The 19,438-nt window shown below is 63.0% G+C and carries 17 protein-coding genes and 1 tRNA gene; 10 read left to right on the top strand and 8 right to left on the bottom strand.

Annotated elements, in window-relative coordinates; translation table 11 throughout:
- The first annotated feature begins 47 nt into the window (after positions 1–47).
- The 7 genes from AC07VI_RS02145 (at position 48) to AC07VI_RS02115 (ending at position 6,556) form a co-directional block, all read left to right on the top strand.
- A complete protein-coding gene (locus AC07VI_RS02145; protein WP_086146786.1) occupies positions 48–1,052 on the top strand; it encodes a sulfate ABC transporter substrate-binding protein in 1,005 nt (334 codons plus the stop codon).
- 44 nt (positions 1,053–1,096) lie between these two features.
- Positions 1,097–1,663: an RBBP9/YdeN family alpha/beta hydrolase gene (locus AC07VI_RS02140; protein ID WP_086146785.1), complete on the top strand. Its 567-nt coding sequence runs from the start codon at positions 1,097–1,099 to the stop codon at positions 1,661–1,663.
- A gap of 49 nt (positions 1,664–1,712) precedes the next feature.
- The gene (locus AC07VI_RS02135) at positions 1,713–2,351 is read left to right on the top strand and encodes a peroxiredoxin (RefSeq protein WP_086146784.1); all 639 of its coding nucleotides are present in this window, start codon (positions 1,713–1,715) and stop codon (positions 2,349–2,351) included.
- Between the two features lie 322 nt (positions 2,352–2,673).
- Entirely contained in the window at positions 2,674–3,483 is an 810-nt protein-coding gene (cysT, locus tag AC07VI_RS02130) for a sulfate ABC transporter permease subunit CysT (RefSeq protein WP_076568189.1), read from the top strand.
- Positions 3,480–4,406, top strand: coding sequence for a sulfate ABC transporter permease subunit CysW (gene cysW, locus AC07VI_RS02125; protein WP_070312828.1), 927 nt, complete (start codon positions 3,480–3,482; stop codon positions 4,404–4,406). Before cysT ends, cysW begins: the two co-directional genes overlap by 4 nt.
- Position 4,407: 1 nt before the next feature.
- The gene (locus tag AC07VI_RS02120) at positions 4,408–5,478 is read left to right on the top strand and encodes a sulfate/molybdate ABC transporter ATP-binding protein (protein ID WP_086146782.1); all 1,071 of its coding nucleotides are present in this window, start codon (positions 4,408–4,410) and stop codon (positions 5,476–5,478) included.
- A 145-nt stretch (positions 5,479–5,623) separates the two neighbouring features.
- Positions 5,624–6,556, top strand: a complete 933-nt coding sequence (locus AC07VI_RS02115) for a CysB family HTH-type transcriptional regulator (RefSeq protein ID WP_086146781.1) — start codon at positions 5,624–5,626, stop codon at positions 6,554–6,556.
- On the opposite strand, the gene AC07VI_RS02110 is transcribed toward AC07VI_RS02115, so the two are convergent.
- Complete coding sequence (locus AC07VI_RS02110; protein ID WP_086146780.1) at positions 6,553–6,906, bottom strand: MmcQ/YjbR family DNA-binding protein; 354 nt, start codon at positions 6,904–6,906, stop codon at positions 6,553–6,555. The genes AC07VI_RS02115 and AC07VI_RS02110 overlap by 4 nt on opposite strands.
- Positions 6,903–7,514, bottom strand: a complete 612-nt coding sequence (locus AC07VI_RS02105) for an immunity protein Imm33 domain-containing protein (RefSeq protein ID WP_492995536.1) — start codon at positions 7,512–7,514, stop codon at positions 6,903–6,905. Before AC07VI_RS02105 ends, AC07VI_RS02110 begins: the two co-directional genes overlap by 4 nt.
- A 345-nt stretch (positions 7,515–7,859) precedes the next feature.
- Here AC07VI_RS02105 and AC07VI_RS02100 point away from each other — a divergent pair, with 345 nt between their 5' ends.
- Positions 7,860–8,417 (top strand): PEP-CTERM sorting domain-containing protein, encoded by a 558-nt coding sequence (locus tag AC07VI_RS02100; protein WP_226935386.1) that lies wholly within the window; start codon positions 7,860–7,862, stop codon positions 8,415–8,417.
- Positions 8,418–8,509: 92 nt separating this feature from the next.
- Here AC07VI_RS02100 and AC07VI_RS02095 read toward each other — a convergent pair whose 3' ends face one another.
- The 3 genes from AC07VI_RS02095 to AC07VI_RS02085 form a co-directional block, all read right to left on the bottom strand.
- Positions 8,510–10,930, bottom strand: coding sequence for a TonB-dependent receptor plug domain-containing protein (locus AC07VI_RS02095; RefSeq protein WP_099374280.1), 2,421 nt, complete (start codon positions 10,928–10,930; stop codon positions 8,510–8,512).
- Between the two features lie 294 nt (positions 10,931–11,224).
- Positions 11,225–12,271, bottom strand: coding sequence for an aldo/keto reductase (locus tag AC07VI_RS02090; RefSeq protein WP_086146819.1), 1,047 nt, complete (start codon positions 12,269–12,271; stop codon positions 11,225–11,227).
- Positions 12,271–13,320, bottom strand: coding sequence for a quinone-dependent dihydroorotate dehydrogenase (locus AC07VI_RS02085; protein WP_086146777.1), 1,050 nt, complete (start codon positions 13,318–13,320; stop codon positions 12,271–12,273). Before AC07VI_RS02085 ends, AC07VI_RS02090 begins: the two co-directional genes overlap by 1 nt.
- 203 nt (positions 13,321–13,523) lie before the next feature.
- Here AC07VI_RS02085 and AC07VI_RS02080 point away from each other — a divergent pair, with 203 nt between their 5' ends.
- Complete coding sequence (locus AC07VI_RS02080) at positions 13,524–16,835, top strand: S41 family peptidase (protein ID WP_492995533.1); 3,312 nt, start codon at positions 13,524–13,526, stop codon at positions 16,833–16,835.
- Positions 16,836–16,926: 91 nt separating this feature from the next.
- Here the strand turns inward: AC07VI_RS02080 and AC07VI_RS02075 are convergent, their stop codons facing one another.
- The 3 genes from AC07VI_RS02075 to AC07VI_RS02065 all read right to left on the bottom strand — a co-directional run bounded on the left by AC07VI_RS02075 (position 16,927) and on the right by AC07VI_RS02065 (position 19,039).
- On the bottom strand, positions 16,927–17,649 hold the full coding sequence (locus AC07VI_RS02075; RefSeq protein ID WP_086146775.1) for an arginyltransferase: 723 nt from the start codon (positions 17,647–17,649) through the stop codon (positions 16,927–16,929).
- Between the two features lie 66 nt (positions 17,650–17,715).
- Positions 17,716–18,432 (bottom strand): leucyl/phenylalanyl-tRNA--protein transferase, encoded by a 717-nt coding sequence (gene aat, locus AC07VI_RS02070; RefSeq protein ID WP_086146774.1) that lies wholly within the window; start codon positions 18,430–18,432, stop codon positions 17,716–17,718.
- A gap of 28 nt (positions 18,433–18,460) precedes the next feature.
- Positions 18,461–19,039 carry an NUDIX hydrolase gene (locus AC07VI_RS02065; protein WP_086139983.1) on the bottom strand — a complete coding sequence of 193 codons (579 nt, stop codon included), beginning with the start codon at positions 19,037–19,039 and terminating at the stop codon, positions 18,461–18,463.
- A gap of 197 nt (positions 19,040–19,236) precedes the next feature.
- On the opposite strand from AC07VI_RS02065, the gene AC07VI_RS02060 reads away from it, so the two are divergent.
- Positions 19,237–19,313: transfer RNA gene (locus AC07VI_RS02060), tRNA-Met, on the top strand.
- Positions 19,314–19,438: the final 125 nt, after the last annotated feature.

Raw genomic sequence — 19,438 nt, 5'->3', positions numbered from 1 at the left:
CGCCGTACTCTGGTGGCTCTGAAAGTTCAACCATACGGGGATCTTAGATGCTGTCGAAAAAAATCATCATTGCCGCCGCCCTCAGCGCGTTTGCCGTTCTGCAAACGGCGCAAGCCGCCGATATCACCCTGCTCAACGTGTCGTATGACCCGACGCGCGAGCTGTACCAGGATGTGAATACGGCGTTTGCCAAGGAGTGGAAAGGCAAGACGGGCGACAACGTCAAGATCAAGCAATCGCACGGCGGCTCCGGCAAGCAGGCGCGCGCCGTCATCGACGGCCTGGAAGCGGACGTCGTCACCCTGGCCCTGGCCTATGACATCGACGCGCTGGCCGAGCACAAGCTGCTGGCCGGCGACTGGCAAAAGCGGCTGGCGCACAACAGCTCGCCGTACACCTCGACCATCGTGTTCCTGGTGCGCAAGGGCAACCCGAAAGGCATCAAGGATTGGAACGACCTGATCAAGCCGGGCGTGTCCGTCATCACGCCGAATCCGAAAACCTCGGGCGGCGCCCGCTGGAACCATCTGGCAGCCTGGGGCTATGCCTTGCGCCAGCCGGGCGGCAGCGAAGCGAAGGCCAGGGATTTCCTCGGCAAGCTGTATAAAAACGTGCCCGTGCTCGATTCCGGCGCGCGCGGCGCCACCACCACCTTCGTCGAACGGGGCATCGGCGACGTGCTGATCGCCTGGGAAAACGAGGCGTATCTCGCCGTCAAGGAACTGGGCCCGACCAAGTTCGACATCATCACGCCGTCCGTCAGCATCCTGGCCGAGCCGCCCGTGGCCGTCGTCGACAAATTTGCCGACAAGCACGGCACGCGCAAGGTGGCCGAGGCTTACCTGAACTACCTGTACACGGACGAGGCGCAAGACATCATCGCGAAGAATTACTACCGTCCGGCAACGGACAAGGCGGCGAAGAAATACGCGGCGCAGTTTGCCAAGGTCAATCTGTTCACCATCGAGCAGGTGGCGGGCGGCTGGACGGCGGCGCAGAAGGCCCACTTTGCCGACGGCGGCATCTTCGACCAGATTTACCAGCCTAAGTAATTCCGGATGGCACGATTGCCAGACCGTTACTAAAAGGAACCATCATGGCGCTGCGCAGCTTTTCCGATTACCGGGTACTGATCGTGCCGGGCTTGCATAACAGCGGTCCCGGACACTGGCAGAGCCGCTGGCAGCGCCTGTATCCGCAATTCGAGCGGGTCGAGCAGGATGACTGGAGCTATCCCGACCTGGCCGCCTGGTCGGCGCGCCTGGACCGGGTGCGGCGGCAGGATGCGCGCCCGACCCTGATCGTCGCCCACAGCTTCGGCTGCCTGACGACGGCGCACAGCCTGGCGCGCGACCCGCAGGGCGTGGCCGGCGTGCTGCTGGTGGGGCCGGCCGATCCGGACAAGTTCGGCGTGGCCAAGGCCTTGCCGCAGAAGCGCCTGCCTTGCCCCGGCATCCTGATCGCCAGCCGGACGGACCCGTGGATGACGGCCGAGCACGCCACGCAGTGGGCGCGGCGCTGGAATTGCAAATACATCGATGGCGGAGAACTCGGCCACATCAATGCCGAATCGGGACTGGGCGACTGGATTTACGGCCAGGCGCAACTGCAGACACTGTTTGATCTGGCGCAAAGCGACAAACGCCACCGTCAGGCAGCCTGACGGACACACGGACACTGATCGTTATCAAAAACCTGTTGAGGAGAACACCATGACTTTACGCCTGGGCGATGTCGCCCCTGATTTTGAACAAGACAGCTCGATCGGCCCGCTCAAGTTCCACGAGTGGGCGGGCAATTCCTGGGTGGTGCTGTTTTCCCACCCGGCCGACTTCACGCCCGTGTGCACGACGGAACTGGGGCTGACGGCCAGGCTCAAGCCGGAATTCGACAAGCGCAACGTGAAGGCCATCGCCCTGTCCGTGGACGCGGCCGAGTCGCACAAGAGCTGGATCAAGGATATCGAAGAGACGCAAAACACGGTGGTGGGCTTCCCCATCATCGCCGACGTCGACAAGAAAGTGTCGGTGCTGTACGACATGATCCACCCGGAACAGTCCGTCACGGCCACCGTGCGCTCCGTCTTCATCATCGACCCGAACAAGAAAGTACGCCTGATCCTCACGTATCCGCTCAGCACGGGCCGCAATTTCAATGAAATCCTGCGCGTCATTGACGCACTGCAATTGACGGACGGCTACACGGTGGCCACGCCCGGCAACTGGCAAGACGGCGACGACGTCATCATTCCCTTGACCGTGCAAGACCCGGAGGTGATCAAGCAGAAATATCCGAAGGGTTTTACGGCCGCCAAGCCATACTTGCGCCTCACGCCGCAGCCGAACAAGTAAGAGCACCGAAAAAACGTCCATGGCGTTGTCGCATTGCCTCGCCGTACATTCGTACTGTCTTCGGCAACGCGCCTAGCCCTGAACGTTCTATTCGGCACTCTTGTTCCTAAAAAACGCACCTCGCCCGTGCGTTTTTTTTCGCCTGCAGATTCCGCCGGCAAGTATGCAAAATCCATCTAAGCAAATGAGAAATGGTTAGTTCTTTTTATAACGATTGCATGTGATTATTGCGGCCTATAACTCAAAAATGTAATAAGAGGGAGTTTCCATGTCTGAAGCAACACTAGCGCCGGTCAAGGCGCGCGGGGCGCCGTTTCGGGTCATGCCGGGTTTTAAGCTGTCACTGGGTTTTACGCTGTTTTACCTGGCCCTGATCGTTCTCATCCCGCTGTCGTCGGTGTTCCTGAAAACCTTCACCATGACATGGGACGCCTTCTTCAGCGCCGTCACGTCCGAGCGCGTGATGGCCTCGTACCGGCTGACGTTCGGCGCCTCGCTGATCGCCGCCCTGTTGAACGTGGTGTTCGGCGGCATCCTGGCCTGGGTGCTGGTGCGCTATAAATTCCCCGGCAAGCGCATCATCGACGCGCTCGTCGACTTGCCGTTCGCCTTGCCGACGGCCGTGGCCGGCATCACCCTGACGGCCTTGTATTCGTCGAACGGCTGGTTCGGCCAGTTCATCGAAGGCGTGCTGGGCATCAAGGTGGCGTTCACGCCGCTGGGCGTGGTGGTGGCGCTGACCTTCATCGGCTTGCCGTTTGTCGTGCGCACCGTGCAGCCGGTGCTGGAAGACGCGGAAAAAGAGCTGGAAGAGGCGGCCGCCAGCCTCGGGGCTTCCTCGCTGCAAACGTTTATCCGCGTCATTTTCCCCACGATTCTGCCATCGTTGCTGACGGGCTTTGCGCTGGCCTTTGCCCGCGCCACGGGCGAGTACGGTTCCGTGATTTTTATCGCCGGCAACATGCCGATGGTGTCGGAAATCACGCCGCTGTTCATTATTACCAAATTGGAACAATACGATTACGCAGGCGCCACGGCCATCGCCGTGGTGATGCTGGTGGTGTCCTTTTTGCTGTTGTTGACGATTAACCTGCTGCAAGCATGGACGCGCGGAAAGGCGAAGAAATCATGAGTACGAATACGACTGCCGCCGCTGGCGTGGATACTGCGCGGCCAACGGCGCGCCGCTTCGAACCGAACGTCGGCCCCGTCGTGCTGGAACCCTTGTGGGTGCGTACGGTATTGATCAGCATAGCCCTGCTGTTCCTGACGGCTTTCCTGATCGTGCCCCTGGTGGCCGTGTTTGCGGAAGCGTTCAAGAAGGGCTGGGAAGCGTATATCGCCGCCATCATCGATCCGGACGCGATTTCCGCCATTAAATTGACCTTGATCACGGCCGCCATCGCCGTGCCGCTGAACCTGGTGTTCGGCGTGGCCGCTTCCTGGTGCATCGCCAAGTTCGACTTCCGCGGCAAGAGCATTTTATTGACCCTGATCGACTTGCCGTTTTCCGTTTCCCCGGTGATTTCCGGCCTGATCTACGTGCTGATGTTCGGCGCCCAGGGCTGGTTCGGCCCGTGGCTGCAGGCGCACGACATCAAGATTCTGTTCGCCGTGCCCGGCATCGTGCTGGCCACCATCTTCATTACCTTCCCCTTCGTGGCGCGCGAACTGATCCCGCTGATGCAGTCGCAGGGCAGCGAAGAGGAAGAGGCCGCCATCGTGCTGGGCGCCTCGGGCTGGAATACCTTCCGCCGCGTGACTTTGCCGAATATCAAATGGGGTCTGCTGTATGGCGTGATCCTGTGCAATGCCCGCGCCATGGGCGAGTTCGGCGCCGTCTCGGTGGTCTCCGGCCATATCCGCGGCGAAACGAACACCATGCCCTTGCAGGTGGAGATTCTGTACAACGAGTACAACTTCGCCGCCGCGTTTGCCGTCGCCTCGCTGCTGGCCCTGCTGGCGCTGGTGACCCTGGCCCTGAAAGCCTTTATTGAGTGGCGTTTGAACGAGAGCGACGCCGACGATTCCGCCTTACGTTCCACGGAGCACTGATATGACCATCGCAGTTAAGAACATTCACAAGCGCTTCGGCGATTTTGTCGCCCTCGACAATATCTCGCTGGACTTTCCCGCCGGCGAATTGACGGCCCTGCTGGGTCCGTCGGGTTGCGGTAAAACAACCTTGCTGCGCATCATAGCCGGCCTCGAGCACCCGGACAGCGGCCAGGTGTTGCTCGATGCGGAAGACGCGTCGAACCGCCACGTGCGCGAGCGGCAAGTCGGTTTCGTGTTTCAACACTATGCGCTGTTCAAGCACATGACGGTCTTCGAAAACGTGGCCTTTGGCTTGCGCGTGAAATCGCGCAGCGAGCGCCCGTCGGAAGACCAGATCCGCCGTAAAGTGAAAGATTTGCTGGAGCTGGTGCAGCTGGACTGGCTGGCCGACCGTTATCCGCCGCAGCTGTCGGGCGGCCAGCGCCAGCGCATCGCCCTGGCCCGCGCCCTGGCCGTCGAGCCGCGCGTGCTGCTGCTCGACGAGCCGTTCGGCGCGCTCGACGCCAAGGTGCGCAAGGAATTGCGCCGCTGGCTGCGCCGCTTGCACGACGACTTGCACGTCACCAGCATTTTTGTCACGCATGACCAGGAAGAGGCGCTGGAAGTGGCCGACCAGGTGGTGCTGATGAACAAGGGCACGGTCGAGCAACTCGGTTCCCCGGAGCAAGTCTACAACCACCCGGCCTCGCCCTTCGTCTACGGTTTCCTCGGCAACGTCAACCTGTTCCACGGCCGCGTGCATGACGGCGTGATGGCGACGGGCGACGCCAGCTTCGAGGTGCCCGACTATGCGGGCGTGAGCGACAGCAAGGGCACGGCCTATGTGCGTCCGCACGACCTGGAAATCGACCGCTACACGCAGGGCGCGGAAGGCATCGTCGTGAAACTGAGCCGCGCCCATGCGATCGGCCCGCTGGCCCAGCTGGACTTGCAGCGCGTCGATAACAGCGAGCTGATCGAAGCGGTGATGTCGAACGAGCGCTTCAGCCATCTGCAGCTGAAGGAAGGCGAGACCCTGGTTGTCCGTCCGAAACGTTTACATGTGTTCGTCGAACCGACAGCAAGATAACACCTGACCAAACCTACTGCGCGTCGCGCTTTGCGGCCTGCGATGCTCACCGTACTTTAGTACGGTTGCGCTTCTTAGCCACAATCACTGCCGCTCGCTACGGTTTTGTCAGGTGTCGCAAAGTTAACTCATATACTGGAATACTATGAATTTTCAACAACTGCGTTCGATCCGCGAAGCGGCCCGCCGCGGCTATAACCTGACGGAAGTGGCGAACGCGCTGTTCACGTCGCAGCCGGGCGTGAGCCGGCAGATCCGCGAACTGGAAGATGAGCTGGGCGTGGTGATTTTCGAGCGCAACGGCAAGCGCCTGACGGGCTTGACGGAGCCGGGCAAGGGCATTTTGAAGATCGTCGACCGCCTCCTGATCGAGGCGGAAAACCTGCAGCAGGCCAGCCTCGAATACAGCGGCCAGACCAGCGGCACCTTATCCGTCGCGGCCACGCATACGCAGGCGCGCTATGCGCTGCCGAAAGTGGTGCAGAGTTTCCGCGCCGCCTATCCCGACGTGCGTATTGCGCTACAACAAAGTGCCCCTGAACATATCGCGGAATGGGTGCTGTCGGGCAAGACCGACATCGGCATCGCCACGGAAGGCCTGAGCCAGTTTCCCGACCTCGTGTCGTTCCCGTGCTACCGCTGGAGCCATCTGATCGTCGTGCCGGACGGCCATCCGCTGCTCGAACATTCGCCGATCCGCCTGGAAGACCTGGCGAAATACCCATTGATTACTTACGACAAGGGTTTCACGGGCCGCGGCCATATCGACGACGCGTTCGCCAAGGCGGGCGTGGCCACCGACATCATCCTGACGGCCATGGATTCCGACGTCATCAAGCAATACGTGGCGCTGGGCCTGGGCGTGGGCATCGTGGCGTCGATGGCCTTCGACCATGGCCGCGACAAGGGGCTGCGGGCCGTGGAAGCGTCGCATCTGTTCGCCACGAATACGACGCGCCTGGCCGTGCGCCGCGGCGCCTACCTGCGCTCGTATGCCTATGAATTCATCCTGCAGCTGGCGCCGGACCTGACGCGCGCCGACATCGACCGCGCCATGGCGGGCGAGGACGCGCTTTAAGCCAGCGCGGCCCGCTGCGCGCGCGTCAGGCTGGCGACGGCGCGCGCGTGGCTATCCTGTACCAGTTCCGCCAGGTAAGCGGACGGGAAGCGGCCCACATCGACGATCGTTACCCAGTGGAAACGGCCCATGTAGCGGGCCGGTTTGACGCCCGGCATGTCCGTCAGCTCGACGAAGCGTTCGGCGCTGGCGCGCAGGCTGAAGCGCCACTGCTCGGGCGTGCTGGTCTTAAAGTAGGCAAATTTCTTGCCGCCCACTTCATACACGAGGATGTTCGACGGCGCACCGTGCAGCACGGCTTGTGCGCCGGCCAGGGCCGCGCAAAAGTCTTTCAGTTCATCACTTGTCATTCGTCAACCGCCATGAATTGTTGCGTGTTATGGTCGAAGGCATAGGCCGCGCCGGCGGGAGCGTCCAGCAGCGCAATAAAACGGTCGTCCACGCTGAGCACGGCGCCCAGCGACACGAGGGCCACGTTGGCGCTGTCGTTGACGTAGTCGTCGCTCTCGTCGTTGGCCGTGAAGCGCCAGCCGCTGTCGTTGGCGTTGTCCGGCTCCTCGCGGTACAGATAGCCGACGGGCGCGCCATCCTCCAGCACGCGTTTTGTGACGAAGCACAGGCCCGCATAGCGGTTGACGAGGTTGTCGTCATCGTCGTGCCGCGTATTGATGATGTGGCGCGCCTCGAAGGCAATAGTGTCCCTGGCCTGCAAATCCCGGATGTAGCCGGGCCTATTGTCGAGCTTGCCCGTGAAATGCCCATGCGGCCCGATCGTATCGACCAGCACCCACATGCGCTCGGCGCCCGGCGCCTGCGGGTCGTCGCTGTGGAAGGCGAAGATCAGCTTGACCACGTCGCCGGGGCGCACCCGGGCGATGGCCGCGGGCGGCGATTTATAGAAAGTGTAGGGATGGCGCGCCGCCAGTTCGGCGGCGTCGGCCAGGTGCCAGCTGGGCATGGTTATCCGTCATCAAGAAGAGCAAAACCCATGGTAGCCGATTGCGCGGCAGGATGACCACGCATATTCTTGTTGCCGCAGGGCTACTCCACTATCCGGCATGTGCCAATCTACAACAATCCCGTGTGCGGCAGCGCCGCCCGGCCGTCGCCGGAATGGCGGCACGCCCCGCGATAGCCGGCACCGGCAGTAAATTGCCGGGGTCGATTGAAAATGCCAATGGTAAAATTTGTTTCTTTTATTGCACTTTGATTTCCTGGGTGATATCTTTTGCTCAGCGGTACAGAATATGACAAAAAAATAATCAAGATTGCATTTATTGAAATATTTAGATTAGGGGAATATATGAACACGACCAAACATGCGCTGCTGGGCCTGTGCCTGAGCGTTTCGGCTTGCCTGGCGCCGCTGGCCCAGGCGGCGAACTGGGTGGAACTCACCGATCCCGCCATGAGTGGCTTCTCGGTGGGCGGCAAGACCGTTACCTATGGCAGCGTGGCAGCAGACTCGGTCTGGGTCTATGACGGCGCCAATCCGCCCGGCGCGCAAAGCGCGGCCGCCATCCAGAGCTTGATCAGCAGCAAGTTTGGCCTGCCGTCCAGCGGCGCCGGTTCCCTGGTCTTTGCCGCCCAGGGCGACCTGGAAAGCGGTAAGTCCGGTTCGTTCACCGTCAACTCCAGCTTCGACTACCTGGCCGTGCATTATGGCCGTGGCGAACTGTTGTTCCACTGGGATACGCCGCTGGCCGCCAATACGCTCTTCAGCATCGCCAACCTGCCGCGCGGCCTGAGCAACTTCCGCGCCTACAGCTCCGTCTCGGCCGTGCCTGAGCCAGCCACCTACGGCATGCTGATGCTGGGCCTGGGCCTGGTCGGTTTTGTCGCGCGCCGCCGCCGTGCCTGAGCCTGCGGCGCCTGCGGGCGCTTGCGCTAAAGCATGAAAAAAAAGCCCGGAAACGCGATGCGTTCCGGGCTTTTTGCATGGCAGGGCGCTTTTTACCAGCTATAGCCAGCCTTGGCGTAGTAATAGCGGCCGTTGAAGCCGTTCGGCGCGAAGATGCTGTAGGGCTGGGTACCGTTGACGTTCAGGTTGCCCGCGCTCGTCACTTGCGCCGGATAGCGGTTGGTGACGTTGTCGATGCCGGCCACCAGACGCCAGTTCTTGCCCAGTTTCACGGAACCGGACACGTCCAGCACCCATTGCGGATCATACGTCTGGTCCAGCTTGACGTCGTTCTGCGGCACGGTGAAGCTGCCGTAGCGCGTCACGACGCCGTGCGCATTCCAGATGCCGAAGCCGTAGTCGGCGGCCAGGCTGAACTTGTCCTTCGGCGACGCCACCGTGATGCGGTCGATGCTCTGGCGGTCGATCAGCTTCAGGTTGTTGGCCGTCAGGATGGCCGGATTGTCGGCGATTTTCCGTACCGTGCTCTTGTTGTGGTTGTACGCCACCGTGAGGTCCAGGCGGTCCTTGTCCTGCAGGTCGATGCGGTAGGTGCTGACAATGTCCACGCCTTCCGTGCGCGTATCGACGGCATTGGTGAAGTAGCGCGCCGCGCCGACGGTCGAACCTTGCGTCGCCAGCTCGGCCTTGAGCTTGTCGTTCAGCGCCAGGTTGGCCGAGAACAGGATGCGGTTGTCGATGTCGATGCGGTAGGCGTCCACCGTCGTCGTGAAGTTGCGGCTGGGCTGGAACTGCAGGCCCAGGCTGTAGTTGCGGGCCTTTTCCGGTTTCAGGTCCTGTGCGCCGAGGGAGCGCGCCTGCGGCGTATTGACGGCGAAGGTGCCCGTCTCGATGGCCGTATTGTTGCCGTTGATGACCTGGAAGTTGGTGGTGGTGATGGTGTAGTACTGCTGCGCCAGCGACGGCGCGCGGAAGCCGCTCGACACGGTGCCGCGCAGGGACAGGGCCTCCGTGAAGGCATAGCGGGCCGAACCCTTGGCCGAGGTGGTGCTGCCGAAGTCGCTGTAGCGCTCATGGCGCAGGGCCACGCCGCCGGACAGCTTCTTCGTCGCTTCCGCTTCCAGGTTCACATAGATCGACTCGTTGTGGCGCGAGTGGCTGCCCGCGTTGACAGGACGAAAGCCGGCAAAGCCTTGCGAACCGCCGCCCGTGTACGACGCTGCGTCGCCGGCGCCGATACTGTATTTTTCGTGGCGCGCTTCGGCGCCGACGGCCACCGTCAGCGGACCCGTAAAGTAAGCAACGGGAAATTCGCGCGCCGCATCGAGATTGAAGACGGTTTGCTCGTTTTTCAGCGAGCCGGCATAAAAATGCGTGGGGCTGGCTGCGCCCAGCGACTGGTTGACCGTGTTGTCCAGGTCCAGCTCGAACTTGTTGCTGCCGTAATTGAGGCTGGCATCCCAGCGCCATCCGGCCGCTTCGCCGCGCAGGCCCGTGACGATGGACTGGTCCGTCAGGGTGCTGTTTTGCAGCGGCAAGAAGCCTTCCGGGAAGATCGGCGTGCGCTGCGAGTAGGCCTTGGTGACGGCATCCTGGATCAGGGCCGTGCGCCAGGTGGCGGCGGCCGAGGTGTCGCGCTTGCCATAGTTGCCGAAGGCATACCAGTCGAGGTTGTCGCTGATGCGGTATTCGCTGTTGAGGAATATCGTTGCCGGCTTGCTTTCCGGATCGCCATAGCGCTGGTTGACCTTGCCGTAGCGCGGCTCGAGCGGATTGCGGAAATCGGCGCCGGCGCGGTTGGTCGGGTCGCGTTCCGCCACTTCGGCCGAGACGCGCACCCAGCCGTCCTCGCCCAGGGCGAAGCCGGCCGAACCCTTGATGGACTTTTGCTTGCCGTCGCGTTCCTGCGTCTGGCCATAGCCCACTTCGACATCGCCGCCGGCAGCGCCTTTTTTCAGGATGATGTTGATCACGCCGGCGATCGCGTCCGAGCCGTACTGGGCCGCCGCACCGTCGCGCAGCACTTCCACGTGGTCGATGGCGGCCAGCGGAATGGCGTTCAGGTCGACGGGCGCCGAGCCGCGGCCCAGCGAGCCGTTGACGTTGACCACGGCCGACGTATAACGGCGCTTGCCGTTCACCAGCACCAGGGTCTGGTCCGGCGACAGGCCGCGCAGCTGGGCCGGACGCACGGCGTCGCTGGCGTCGGCGCCTGTGGCGCGGGCGAAGTTCAGCGAGGGCAGCAGGCGCGCCAGCACGGTGGCCAGTTCGCCCGAACCCGTGCTTTGCAGGTCGCGCGAGGTGAGGATGTCGATCGGCGATTCGGAATCGATGGTGCGGCGGTTCTTGGCGAAGGTGCCGGTGACGACCACCGACTGCAATTCGCCTTCGGCCGGCAATTCTTGCTGCGCTTGCACATGCATGGGCAGGCTGAAGCAGGCGATCAGGCTGGCGGCGATAACGGTTTTCACGGGCAGGGCGGGAAGCTGGGAGCGGGCGGTGCTTGAACTCATCGACTATATCTCTTCGGTTAGGGGATGCGCGAACCGTGGCGGTCCGGTGATGACAGCAGATTAACAGCGGGCACATGGCGTGCTTACGAATAGTTCTGTCTATTGATATGCAATAAATGTATGAACCACGTCAACATGGCGCGAGTAGCGCATATGGCCTCGTTTCCAGCATACGACCGGCTTGGCAAGGCTGCAATGCTGCACAGCAGTAAATGGCTGGCTGTTGTATAAATACGACTATCTGCGATGAGTGCGGGGCGCCTGGCGGCGGCATGTGCCGCCAGGCGGCGGGCCTTACTGCCCCGGATTGGGCGCTCTGGCGTGGATGGCGTCGACGGCTGCCACCAGTTCCGGTGACAAGCTGACTTGATGGGCGTCAATATTCTGCCGCAGCTGCGCCACGCTGGTGGCGCCGATGATGGTCGAGGCGACGAACCAGCGCGAGTAGCACCAGGCCAGCGCCAGCTGTGCCGGCGTCAGGCCGTGCGCGCGGGCCAGCGCCGCATATTGCCGGGCCGCCTCGATGGTGGCGGGACGCACGTAGCGGGGACTCCAGCCGGGCGGGAAGATCGTCAGGCGGCCCCTGGCTTGCGGATCGTCGAGGTATTTCGCCGTCAGCTGGCCGAACGCCAGCGGGCTGTAGGCCAGCAAGCTGACATTTTCCCGGTGGCAGGTCTCGTCGAGCAAGCTCGTCTCGAAATGGCGCGCCGTCAGGTTGTACAGGTTCTGGATCGACACGATGCGCGGCAAGCCTTTCAGTTCAGCCTGCTTGATGTATTCGCACACGCCCCACGACGATTCGTTCGACACGCCGATGTGGCCGATCTTGCCTTCGTCGACCAGCTTGCCCAGCACGGCCAGGGTGTCCTCGATGGCCACCGAGGCGTGCTCCTTGCGCGGGTTGTAGACGCTGGCGCCGAAGATGGGCAGGTTGCGGCTGGGCCAGTGCAACTGATACAGGTCAATGTGCTCCGTCTGCAGCCGGCGCAAACTGTCTTCGACGGCGGCGCGGATGTTGACCGCGTCGTGGTCCGTCTTGCCCTTGCGTATCCAGTGCATGCGCGAGTTCGGCCCGGCCACCTTGCTGGCCAGGACGATGTCGCCGCGCCTGCCGCTTTTCTTCAGCCAGCTGCCGATATGGCGCTCGGTGCTGCCCTGCGTCTGTGCGCTGGCCATCACCGGGTACATTTCCGCCGTGTCGATGAAGTTGATGCCCCGTTCCAGCGCGTAATCGAGCTGGCTGTGCGCTTCGGCTTCGCTGTTCTGCTCGCCGAAGGTCATCGTGCCCAGGCAGATCGTGCTCACTTCCAGGCTGCTGGAACCGAGTCTGACCTTGTCTATCATGCCGGCTGCTTGCCGCGCAGCGCGCGCGCGCAATCCTTGATCAGGGCCGGACCGGCGTAAATCAGGCCGCTGTACAGCTGCACCAGCTGCGCGCCCGCCTCGAACTTGGCCACGGCATCCTTGCCCTGCATGATGCCGCCCACGCCGATGATGGGCAGCGCGTCGCCCAGTTCCGCCTTCAGCAAACGGATGACATTGTTCGACAGCTCGAACACGGGCGCGCCGGACAACCCCCCCGCTTCCGCGCCGTGCGGCATGCCTTCGACGGCGCTGCGCGACAGGGTCGTGTTGGTGGCGATGACGCCGTCGATGCGGTGGCGCGTGAGCGACTCGGCGATGCTTTTCACTTGCTCGCCATCCATGTCCGGCGCGATCTTCAGGGCCAGCGGCACGTAGCGCTTGTGCTTGTCCGCCAGGCGGGCCTGGGCCTCCTTCAATTGCGACAGCAGGGCGTCGAGTTCGGACGCGCCCTGCAGCTGGCGCAAGTTCTTGGTGTTCGGCGACGAGATGTTCACCGTCACATAGCTGGCGTAGGGATAGACTTTTTCCAGGCACAGCAGATAGTCGTCGGCAGCGCGCTCGATGGGCGTGTCGGCATTCTTGCCGATGTTCAGGCCCAGCACGCCGGCGCGGTTCTGGTAGAACTTCGACGCCTGCACGTTGGCGACAAACGCATCCACGCCGCCATTATTAAAACCCATGCGGTTGATGATGCCCTGCGCCTGCGGCAGGCGGAACATGCGCGGTTGCGGATTGCCCGCCTGCGCGCGCGGCGTGACGGTGCCCACTTCGATGGAACCGAAACCCAGGTCGGCCAGCGCGTCGATGTAGGCGCCATCCTTGTCCAGGCCGGCAGCCAGGCCCACGGGATTGGGGAAGGTGATGCCCATCACCGTGCGCGGGTCAGGCGCCGGTTTGCCGGCCAGCTTCGTCAGGCCCAGCGCGCTGGCGCGTTTCAGGGCGGGCAGGGTGAAGTGGTGGGCCGCTTCGGCATCCATCGAAAACAGCAGGGGACGGGCGAGGGAGTACAGGAATTTTTCAGACATGGGGCGCTTTGAGTAGGTGTGCGGGCTGCCGGGAAGGGCTGGCGGCGCGCGAAATAAGTGGCGTATTTTACCGTGTTCCGCGCGGCGGACGGGTGTATAGTTCTTGTTGGTCTAATGCAATATTGATCCATTGATAATCTGCATCCGGCCGTGGACTATCCTGTTTCTTCCCTGTTCCCTTTACTACATAAGCGAGACATCGATTGAAAAAGACACGCATCCTGACCGCCATCGCGGCCGCCAGCGCACTGCTGCTGAGCCACCCGGCCCTGGCCCTGCCCAATACGCAAGATACCCGCATGCTGAGCGAACCGGCCGTCTCCAGCCGCCACATCGCCTTCATCTATGCGGGCGACCTGTGGCTGTCCAACCTCGACGGCGGCGGCGCGCGGCGCCTGACGTCGGACCTGGGCGACAAATCGAATCCCGTGTTCTCGCCCGACGGCAGTCTGATCGCGTACAGCGCGAACATCGACGGCAATGTCGACGTGTACGTGATCGCGGCGGCCGGCGGCGTGCCGCGCCGCCTGACTTTCCATCCTGGTGTTGATCTGGCGCAATCGTTCACGCCCGACGGCCGTGCCGTGATGTTCACCTCGCCCCGCGCCGCCTTCAACAACCGCTTCCAGAAGCTGTTCACGGTGCCCGTGGCGGGCGGCGTGGAAACCCAGCTGGAAATCCCCAACGCCTCGCGCGCCACGTATTCGCCCGATGGCCAGCGCATCGCCTACAACCCGCTGGCGCCCGCCTTCAAGCAATGGAAGCGCTACCGGGGCGGCACCAATTCCTGGCTGTGGCTGTTTTCCCCGGCCGACAAATCGATCGAAAAAATCCCCCAGCCGACGACGCGCTCGAACGACGTCGATCCGATGTGGATAGGCGATACCGTGTACTTCCGCTCGGACCGCAACGGCGAGTTCAACCTGTTTGCCTACGACGTGAAGACGAAAGCCGTGCGCCAGTTGACGCAGCACAAGGACTTTCCTGTGCTCAACGCGTCGGCCGCGAACGGCACCATCGTCTACGAGCAGGCCGGCTACCTGCACTCGCTTGACATCGCCAGCGGCCAGGCGCGCAAACTGACCATCGGCGTGGCCAGCGACCTGGGCCAGGCGCGCCCCCGCTGGGTGAAGAACGCGAAATACATCCGCGACGCCTCGATTTCGCCGTCGGGCGCGCGCATCGCCTTCGAATACCGGGGCGAGATCGTCACCATCCCCGCCGACAAGGGCGACGTGCGCAACCTGACGCAGACGGCCGGCGCCCACGAGCGCACGCCCATCTGGTCGCCCGATGGCCGCTCGGTCGCGTATTTTTCCGATGAATCGGGCGAATACGAGCTGCATGTGCGCGGGCAGGACGGCAAGGGCGCCGTGCGCAAGTTCAAGCTCAATGGCAGCGGCTTCTATGACAATGCCGTCTGGTCGCCCGACAGCAAAAAGATCGCGTTTGCCGACAATGGCTGGAGCATGTACGTGATCGACGTCGGCAACGGCAAGGTGCAAAAGATCGCCACGGAGCCGATGTACGGCGTCGACAAGAGCATGCGCGCTTCGTGGGCGCCCGATTCGCGCTGGCTGGCCTACACGCTCAATTCGCCCACCTACACGCGCAGCGCCTACATCTATTCCGTCGAGCAGAACAAGTCCATGCCCGTCACGGATGGCCTGTCCGACGTGGCCCAGCCCGTGTTCGACAAGAGCGGCAAATACCTGTACTTCTTCGCTTCGACGAATGCGGGGCCCAGCAACAACTGGTTCTCGCAGCAGAATGAAGACAACCTGGTGACGCGCACCGTGTGGATGGCCGTGCTGCGGCGCGACCTGCCGTCGCCGCTGATCAAGGAAAGCGACGAGGAAAAGGCCGCCGGCGCGGAAAGCAAAAAGGAGCCGGCAAAGGCGGAAGCGGAGCCGAAAAACGAGCCGAAGATCGATCCGAAGACGGGCCGCGACGACCCGAAAGTGGCGGTCGCCCCCGTGGCGCCGATTGCCATCGATTTCGACGGCATCGCCACGCGCATCGTCGACCTGCCGCTGCCGGCCGCGCAGTTTTCCAGCCTGACGGCCGGCGCCGCGGGGCAGATCTTCCTGCTGCGCGAAAGCGACGGCAAGAAGGCCGTGCAGCGCTTCGACCTGAAGGAGCGCAAGGCCGAAACCGTGGTGGCCGAAGCCGATGATTTCGAGGTCTCGGCCGACGGCAAGAAGCTGCTGTACCGGCACAAGGACAACTGGGCCATGGGCTCCGCCACGGGCAAGCTGCTGGCGCCGGGCGAAGGCAAGATCAAGGTCGACGCCATCGAAGTGAAAGCCGATCCGCGCGCCGAGTGGGCGCAGATTTTCAATGAGGTGTGGCGCATCAACCGCGATTATTTCTATGACCCGGGCATGCACGGCGTGGACTGGAAGGCCATGCGCGACAAGTACGCCGCCTTCCTGCCCGAGCTGTCCAGCCGCGCGGACCTGAACCGCCTGATCCAGTGGATGTGCAGCGAACTGGCCGTGGGCCACCACCGCGGCGGCGGCGGCGACGACTTTATCGAGGCGAAGAAGGTGCCGGGGGGACTCCTGGGCGCCGATTACGAGGTCAGCGACGGCCGTTACCGCTTCAAGAAGGTGTATGGCGGCTTGAACTGGAATCCGGCCCTGCGCGCGCCGCTGACGGAGCCGGGCCTGAACGTCAAGGCGGGCGAATACCTGCTGGCCGTCGACAGCCGCCCTTTGGTGCCGCCGACGAATATCTACAGCGCCTTCGAGAACACGGCCGGCAAGGCCATCGACCTGACCGTGGGGCCGTCGGCCGACGGCAAGGGCGCGCGCACGATCACCGTGGTGCCCGTGCCCACCGAGGATGCCTTGCGCAACCGCGACTGGATCGAAGGCAATATGCGCAAGGTCAATGCGGCCACCAATGGCAAGGTGGCCTACGTGTACGTGCCCAATACGGCGGGCCTGGGCCACACCTACTTCAAGCGCTATTTCTTCCCGCAGGCGGACAGGCAGGCCATCATCGTCGACGAGCGTTTCAACGGCGGCGGCAGCGTGGCCGATTACTACATCGAGATATTGCAGAAGAAGGAAATCGCCTGGTGGACCATGCGCTACGGCGCCGACATGAAGACGCCGTCCGCCTCGATCCAGGGGCCGCGCGCCATGCTGATCGACGAGACGGCCGGCTCGGGCGGCGACCTGCTGCCGTGGATGTTCCGCAAGAACAACATGGGCCCGCTGATCGGCAAGGCCACGTGGGGCGGCCTGGTGGGCATCCTCGGCTTCCCCGTGCTGATGGATGGCGGCACGATCACGGCGCCGAACCTGGCGTTCTGGACGCGCGAAAACGGCTGGGGCGTGGAAAACGAGGGCGTGCCGCCCGATATCGAAGTCGAGCAGACGCCGGCCGACGTCATCGCCGGGCGCGATCCGCAGCTGGAAAAGGCGATCGAGGTGATCCAGGCCGAACTGGCGAAGAACCCGCCCGTGCGGCCTGCGCGTCCGGCGTTTCCGGACAAGAGCAAATAAGAGGGCAAATAAGGCGGCAATGCAAACCCAGCAGCAAAGGCCGGGGGCGTACCCTCAGGGTACGACCCCAGTGTCCGCCGTAGGGTTTAATTTACAAGATCACCCACTGCCCCTTGATGCGCGCTTCCAGCGGCTTGAAGTTGATCTTATACGCCATCTTCGGGCTTTGTTCTATCCAGTAGCCCAGGTAGATATACGGCAGGTTCAGTTCGCGCGCCTGCGCGATCTGCCACAGCACGTTGTAGGTGCCGTACGAGGCGCCGGCCACGTCGGGATCGAAAAACGTGTAGACGGACGACAGGCCGTCGGCCAGCACGTCGATGATGCTGACCATGCGCAGGGTGCCGTCCGGCTCGCGGAACTCCACCAGGCGCGTGTTGACGCGGCTTTGCAGCAAAAATTGCGCGTACTGGTCGCGGCTGTCCTGGTCCATGCCGCCGCCCGCGTGGCGCGTGCTCTGGTAGCGCAGATACAGTTCGTAGTGTTCGTCGAGGAAGGACAGGCTGGCCACGCCGGCCTGCAGGCTGGCATGCCGCGTCCAGGCGCGGCGCTGGTTGCGGTTGGGCGTGAACTCGCCGGCCACCACGCGCACGGGGATGCAGGCCTGGCAGCCGTCGCAATACGGGCGGTAGGTAAAAATGCCGCTGCGGCGAAAGCCGTTGCGCACCAGTTCCGAATACACGTCGCTGTTGATCAGGTGCGAAGGCGTGGCCACCTGCGAGCGGGCCTGGCGGTCGTCCAGGTAGCTGCACGGGTAGGGCGCCGTCGTGTAGAACTGCAGGGTGGCAAACGGTAGTTCGTTCAGGTGCGTCATGCTGATCCTGTCTGGTCTGTCCGCGGCGTTGTGCCTGGCGGTGTGCCTGGAGCTATCATAGCTTTTTTATGCGGGTGGCGCAGCATGCCAGTCGGTGATTTGCGCTGCTTCAATAGCGACGCGCACATGGGCCAGGAAGCGGGCGCGCGAAATGGGCGCCGCGCCCAGCGAGGCCAGGTGTTTTGTTTCTTGCTGGCAGTCAATCATGGCCACGCCGCGCGCTTTCAAAAAGCGTACCAGGTGCGCCAGCGCGATCTTCGAGCCGTCCGAGACGCGCGCGAACATCGATTCTCCATAGAACATGCGCCCGATCGACACGCCATACGCGCCGCCCACCAGTTCGCCGTCCAGCCACAGTTCGGACGAGTGCGCGTAGCCCAGCTTGTGCAAGCCCGTGTAGCCGGCGATGATCTCGTCGGAAATCCAGGTGCCCGGGCCGTCCTTGCGCGGCCCGGCGCAGGCGCGCATGACGGCTTCGAAGTCGCCGTCGAAGCGCAGCTGCCAGCGCCCGTCCGTGGCGGCGCTGCGTTCGACCTTGCGGATCGCCTTGGCCAGGCTGTCGGACACCTTGAAATCCTGCGTCATCAGCACCATGCGCGGATCGGTGCTCCACCAGAGGATGGGCTGGCCTTCGGAAAACCAGGGAAAGATGCCGTGCCGGTAGGCGTCGAGCAGGCGCGCGGGCGACAGGTCGGCGCCGGCCGCCAGCAGGCCGGGCGCCTCGTCGGTGAGGGCGCACGCGACGTCGGGAAACGGGGTATGGATATCGAGCCAGGGAATCATGCGGCGTCAAAGGGGGCAGGTGAGGGGCTTATTCGGCGTCGGCGCGCGCCATCGGACGCGTGATGTCGCCCGTATGGACGCCGTAGCTGCCGCCTTCGCGGATTTTCACGCGGTCCGCAAAGAACAGTTCCAGGGTGGCGCGGATGGTGGGAAAGGCCAGGTCATCCCAGGGAATCTGCGCTTCCGTAAACAGCCGCACGTCCAGGCTTTCGATGCCGGGCGCGAAGTCGAGGTCGCGCAGGCGCGCCAGGTAGAACAGGTGCACCTGGTGCACGCGCTGCACGTTGAGCAGCGAAAACAGGGGGCCCAGCTCGATGTTGGCGCCCGCTTCCTCCACCGTCTCGCGTTCGGCCGCATCGGACGTCGTTTCATCGTTTTCCATGAAGCCGGCCGGCAGGGTCCAGTAGCCGAGGCGCGGCTCGATGGCCCGCTTGCACAGCAAGACCTGCAACTGGCCATCCTCTTCCCACACGGGGATGGAGCCGACCACCATTTTCGGATTCTGGTAATGGATGGCGTCGCAGTTGGCGCACACATAACGGGGACGGTTGTCGCCTTCCGGAATGGACAGGCTGACAGGATGGGCGCATTCGGAGCAGAATTTCATGGGCAGGCTTCGGGAAAGAGGGCATCGGGCAAGACGATAGTGTAACGCTTACTGTACACCGATTGCGTGCGCCGTGGCGTGACGGGCGGACACAATGCCAACCGGCAATTGGCCGAACGTTTAAATTAAATCGCTCTATTGCAGTCGAAGTTGAGATAGCTATTGCCTAATTCTCCCCTTTGCCCGTATAATTCGAGTGCGGGGTGGAGCAGTCTGGCAGCTCGTCGGGCTCATAACCCGAAGGTCATAGGTTCAAATCCTGTCCCCGCAACCAATACCGGAAAGCCGCTGATTCTTGCAAAAGATCAGCGGCTTTTTCCATTTTTGCCCGTTGGCAAGCACCGCCAGGCGGGCAGCAGTGACATTGTCAATTCACGCCCTTTACGCCGCGCAACAATC

The organism is Janthinobacterium sp. GW821-FHT03A03, assembly GCF_059421435.1.
The sequence above is the reverse complement of the archived record's forward strand: the minus strand, read 5'-3'. Positions and strand labels throughout refer to the sequence as shown.